The following is a 5178-nucleotide window of genomic DNA, read 5'->3' as shown; positions in this document are numbered from 1 at the left end:
AGGTGCGCAACGCGGCGCCCCGGCGGAGCGCCGACCCCGCGCTGACCGGCGCCGGCTCCGGGATGGGCCTGACCGGGCTCAACCGCCGGGTGACCCTGCTCGGCGGCACCTTCAGCGCGCGAGACGACGGCAAGGGAGGCTTCACGGTCACCGCCGGCATCCCCGCCCCCGCCGCACAGAACGCCGAGGATCATTCGGCGGGGCAGGTGGTGCCCGGCTTGGGCAGGGTCAGGTCGGTCAGATACGCGGTGGCGTGTCGGATCGGGCACTTCTTCTTCGTCAGGTACAGGGCGTGGCCGGGCCCTTCGTAGGCGACAGCCACCGATCCTGGGATCATCCCGGTGAAGCTCTCGGTCCACGGGTAGTCGACCCACGTACTGCCGATTCCCAGGAACGGCGGCAGGCCGCGGGCCGGCAGCGGGCGGGACGGGTTGGCGACCTTCAGCGGCCAGCCCGCGCATGCCAGCGCGTCCATCCCGGCTCCTCCGCCGAAGTTCGGCGAGATCTTCAGCGACTGACGACTGAACTTCCGCAGCTGCGCGTAGCCGGTGTAGCCCCGCTCGTCCCCGCAGCTCATCGCCATGACCCCGGGCAGGACCCACGTTCGCGTGTTGCCGAGGACGAAGTCGGCGAATCCGGAACCGTCCCCCCGCCTGGCCTTGGCGACCGCCTCGGCGAAGGCCAGCCAGCCTGAGTTGTCCGGCCCCGGGTCGCCCATGAAGCCAAGAGCTCTCAGGTGCCATCCGGTGAGCTTGCCCTTGCCGAACTGGGAGGACGTGACCGGGATCGGGTTGCGGTCGGCATCCTGGGTGAGCTTGCGCCAGACCGCCGCGGCGTCCTGACCGTGCAGGGCGCAGGCAGGGGTGGCCGCACACCAGGTGGTGAACTTGGTGAACACTCGTTCCCGGAGGGGGTAGGTCCGCAGTTGCTGGTCCGGCCATCCGAGGACCTGATTGATCACCCCGTCGAGATACATGGCGCGGATGCGGTGCGGGAACAGGCGGGCATAAGCACCGGCGGCCACTCCTCCGTAGGAGGTGGCCATGAAGCTCAGCCGTTCCTCGCCCAGGGCCGCGCGAACCGCTTCCATGTCCCTGGCGACCGACAGGGAGTCCATGTGGGCGAACAGACCGGTCTTGTCCGCTCTCTGGCAGGCTTCGAAGGCCTTGGTCATCGCCGTGGCCTGCGTCGTGTACTCCTTGCGGTTGCGGGGGTCGGACAGTGACGTCGCCGGTTGCATGCAGGAGGGCGGCACCTGATCGAGCCACACCCTGGTGCGGGGTTTGTAGGCGACGATGTCGAACCTGCGGCCCAGTTCGGTGAGGTCGGCCGCGGCGCGCTTCAGGTCCTCGATCCCGTTGGCGCCGGGACCGCCGGGGATGCCCAGGACGCTGCCGACGCGGCGCGCAGGTTCGGTGGCCGGTAGCCTGGCCAGGTCCAGTTTGATCTTCGTTCCGTCCGGTTCTGCCCAGTCGACGGGCACCTCGATCTCGGCGCACTGCATGCCCGCGAGTTCGCCCTGGCCTGCGCAGTCCCGCCAGGTCGGCTGCGCGTCCCGGGCGGCGGACGCCGCCGGGGACGTTCCCGCGAGTGTCGCCACCGTCACACCGATGACCAGCCAAGTGGTCCTGCCACGCCGGTGTCGCTGCTTGGTCTCCATCATGATGATCACTCTGCCGACGCCGGATGACGGGCCACCACCGGGACATCCTCCGTGCTGGCTTCGGGATGTCCCCCACGAGCTGTCCGTCAGGTTGTACGGCGTACGGTCGTGATCAATGTCATCGGGCGAGGAGGAACGTGGGCAGGCAGGCAGAGGACGACGGCTTCGGCCCGTGGCGCGCGCTGATTGCCGCTCCCGCGCAGGCACGGGCGCGGCGCGAGCTCGCCTATGCGCTGATGATGCCGTTGATGGCCGGAATCGGCCTGGCCCATGTCGTCATCGTGTGGGTGAGCGTCCTCATGACGGCCAATCTCGTCGGAGTGCCGATGCTGGCCCTGAGCGTGCGGGCGGCCAGAGGACTGGGCGCGGCCAACCGGCGGCTGGCGCGGGTGCTGGCCGGTGTGCGGGTGTCCGATCCTGCCCCGTTCCGCTCCGCGCCTGGCTGGCTGAACTGGCTCGGCGCGGCGCTCGGCGACGTGACGGGATGGCGCGCCGTCCTCCATGGGCTGATCCGGCTCCCGGCGGCCGTCGCCGCCTTCGCCGCCGCTGCCGGGTTGTGGGGAGGCGGCCTGCTCCTGCTCGGCTGCCCCCTGTGGTGGCGGTCCTTCGCCTTGCCCCACCTGTCTCCCGGTAGCTGGCCGGGTGCGCTGCTGATGGGCGCGGCAGGACTGGCGCTGTTGCTGCTCGCCCCATGGGGCGTCCGCCTCGTACTGGCCCCCGAACGCGTGATCGCCCGGACCCTGCTCGGGCCGGCGCCGCGCGACACGCGGATCCGCCGGCTGGAGCAGGCGCGGGCGTCGGCCGTGGACGACGCGGTCGCCAGACTCCGCCAGATCGAGCGGGACCTGCACGACGGGACCGCGGCACGGTTGGTGACGCTGGCCCTGAGCCTGGGCATGGCCCAGGAGGAACTCGAGCATGCCGGCGATCCTGACCGGCTGGAGCGTGCCCGTACTCTCGTCGACGGCGCTCACCGCACCGCCAAGGAGACGGTGGCCGAGCTGCGTGACCTGATCCACGGCATCCACCCGCCCGCGCTCGACAAAGGGCTGGAGACCGCCCTGGCCACGCTCACCGCACGGAGCCCGGTTCCGGTCCGGCTGGAAGTCGATCTGCCCGAGCGGCCGGCTCCGGCCGTCGAGGCCATCGCCTACTTCTGCACGGCGGAACTGCTCGCCAACGTGGCCAAGCACAGCGGCGCCGGACATGCCACGGTGGACGTCCGGGCGAGAGGTGGCCTGCTGACCCTGCTCGTCCGCGACGACGGCGTCGGCGGCGCGGCGATGGACACCGGATCCGGCCTGCGTGGCCTGGCCGCCCGGGTCGGGACGTTGGACGGTACGATCGGCATCCGCAGCCCGGCAGGAGGGCCTACGGTGATCACCGTCGAACTTCCCCTGCACCTTTGAACGCAGAGCCGAACGCACAGCCGAACGGACAGCCGAACGGACAGCGCATGCGCATCGTGATCGCCGAAGACGCCGTGATGCTCCGGGAGGGCCTGTGCATGCTGCTCACCTCCCGCGGCCAGGAGGTGGTCGCCGCCGTGGGCGACGGCGAGTCGCTCCGGGCGGCCGTGGCGGAGCACGGTCCCGACATCGCCGTGGTCGACGTGCGCATGCCGCCTTCGCACACCGACGAGGGCCTGCGGGCCGCGATCCGGATCCGCCGTGATCATCCGGGTACGGGCGTGTTGATGTTCTCCCAGTACATCGAGACGCGTTACGCCGCCCGGCTCCTCGCCGGGGGCGCCCACGGGGTGGGATACCTGTTGAAGGAGCGCGTCGCCGACGTCAAAGACTTCCTGACCGCGCTCGACCGGATCGCGGCCGGGGAGACCGTCCTGGATCCGGAGGTCGTCACCCAGATCATGGGCGCCAGCCACCGCACGGAGGCCCTCGGCGCCCTCACCCCAAGGGAACGCGAGGTGCTGGCGATGATGGCGGAGGGGCGTTCCAACAACGCCATCGCCAACGCGCTGTTCCTGTCGTACGGCTCGGTGGAGAAGCACGTGACCCAGATCTTCACCAAGCTCGGCCTGTCTCCGTCGGACAACGACCATCGCCGGGTACTCGCCGTCCTCCGCTACCTGCAGGCCTGGCCGTCCTGACCGCCGCTGTCGCGGCGCGACAGCGGCCCGAGAGCAGGTCATGCCAGCCAGTCGCCGCCGGTCCGGAGCCAGGACCCTCCCAGGAGCGCTGAGCACAGCGCGTCGGCTCTGTCCCGGCCGACCAGCCCGACACAGACGTCGTGGAGCGGCCGGGCGAGGTAGCGGAGCTCGTGGCGGCACGATTGCACCCACCGCTCCATGATCGCGTTCATCCGCGGCATCCGGATGCCGGTGAGCACGGTCTGGATGCAGTTCACGGCCGGGTGCGCGGTGGTGCCAAGTACGCGGATGCGTCTGGTTGCGTGCTCGATGACGGCCAGGATGTACTGACGCCGCCCACCAAGGGTGACCGTCTCGATGAAGTCGCATGCCAGTAGAGCTTCGGCTTGGGAGCGCAGGAAGCCGGCCCATGTGGTGGACGCCCGATCGGCTGCCGGATCAATGCCTTCCCGCTTGAGGATCTCCCAGACCGTGGACGGAGCGATCGTGATGCCGAGCGTGGTGAGCTCTCCGTGGACCCGCCGGTAGCCCCAGGACGGGTTCTCCCGGACCAGGCGCAGGACAAGGGTGCGGATGGAACGGGCGGTTGGCCGGCGCCCGCGCCGTTTCGGCGCGCAGGCACGAGCATGGCGCCGTTTCACGAGATCGCGGTGCCGGCGCACGACAGTATCGGGCCGGATGAGAAGCCGCAGGCGGCGCAGGACGTCGCGGGGCAGCGGCGTCAGGAGGACGGCGAGGAAGGCCCGGTCCTCCGGGGCGAACCTCAACGGCCGATGCCGCGCGCGCCTCGCTGTCGTGGGGCTGCCCGGCGTTTCGGGCGCGGCCGGTCCTGATGCCCCCGGGTGTGGCCGGGGGCCGAAAGCGGTCAGTGGTGCTGGCGGAGTTCTTCGTTGATGCGCAGCGCCTCGGCGAGCTGGTCTTCCAAGATGATGATGCGGCAGGCCGCTTCCAGCTGGGTGCCGGCGTCGACGAGTTCGCGGGCGCGGGCGGCCAGGCGCAGCTGGTAGCGGGAGAAGCGGCGGTGCCCACCCTCGCTGCGTAGCGGCTCGATCAGCTTGGCGGCGCCGAGGCTGCGCAGGAACGCCGGGGTGACACCGAGGATCTCGGCGGCCCGGCCCATGCTGTAGGCGGGATAGTCCTCGTCATCGAGCCGCTGCCCGAGACTGCCGGCCGCTTCGACCGCCTGGACCGGGTGATCGGCTGGGTGAGCGCCGGTGGGGCGGGGCCGCTCCTGCCTGGAGGCGGTGACCGCTGCCTGAGGTGTTTGATCCATTCAACCTTCCCGAATGCGAACAGGGGCCCCGGCGCCCAGATGGGCCGGGGGCCCGAGGGTTTAAAACAAAGACCCGCCCCGCCTGCGGGCTGCAGGGGGGGGTCTCTTATACATCACCAACCCCCCCCTTCC

At 70.7% G+C, this 5178-nt stretch carries 5 protein-coding genes; 2 read left to right on the top strand and 3 right to left on the bottom strand.

What is annotated here, in order from left to right:
• Nucleotides 1-190 precede the first annotated feature (190 nt).
• On the bottom strand, nt 191-1663 hold the full coding sequence (locus ACWDX9_RS59730; RefSeq protein WP_449972670.1) for an alpha/beta fold hydrolase: 1473 nt from the start codon (nt 1661-1663) through the stop codon (nt 191-193).
• Between the two features lie 137 nt (nt 1664-1800).
• Between ACWDX9_RS59730 and ACWDX9_RS59725 the strand changes: the two genes are divergently transcribed.
• Both ACWDX9_RS59725 and ACWDX9_RS59720 read left to right on the top strand, forming a co-directional pair.
• Nucleotides 1801-3072, top strand: coding sequence for a sensor histidine kinase (locus ACWDX9_RS59725; RefSeq protein ID WP_449972667.1), 1272 nt, complete (start codon nt 1801-1803; stop codon nt 3070-3072).
• A 47-nt stretch (nt 3073-3119) separates the two neighbouring features.
• Nucleotides 3120-3773, top strand: a complete 654-nt coding sequence (locus ACWDX9_RS59720) for a LuxR C-terminal-related transcriptional regulator (RefSeq protein ID WP_449972664.1) — start codon at nt 3120-3122, stop codon at nt 3771-3773.
• 38 nt (nt 3774-3811) lie between these two features.
• Here ACWDX9_RS59720 and ACWDX9_RS59715 read toward each other — a convergent pair whose 3' ends face one another.
• Both ACWDX9_RS59715 and ACWDX9_RS59710 read right to left on the bottom strand, forming a co-directional pair.
• On the bottom strand, nt 3812-4540 hold the full coding sequence (locus ACWDX9_RS59715) for a hypothetical protein (protein ID WP_449972661.1): 729 nt from the start codon (nt 4538-4540) through the stop codon (nt 3812-3814).
• Nucleotides 4541-4638: 98 nt separating this feature from the next.
• Nucleotides 4639-5046, bottom strand: coding sequence for a MerR family transcriptional regulator (locus ACWDX9_RS59710; protein WP_449972658.1), 408 nt, complete (start codon nt 5044-5046; stop codon nt 4639-4641).
• Nucleotides 5047-5178 lie beyond the last annotated feature (132 nt).

It is taken from the genome of Nonomuraea sp. NPDC003201 (assembly GCF_053590415.1).
The sequence above is the reverse complement of the archived record's forward strand: the minus strand, read 5'-3'. Positions and strand labels throughout refer to the sequence as shown.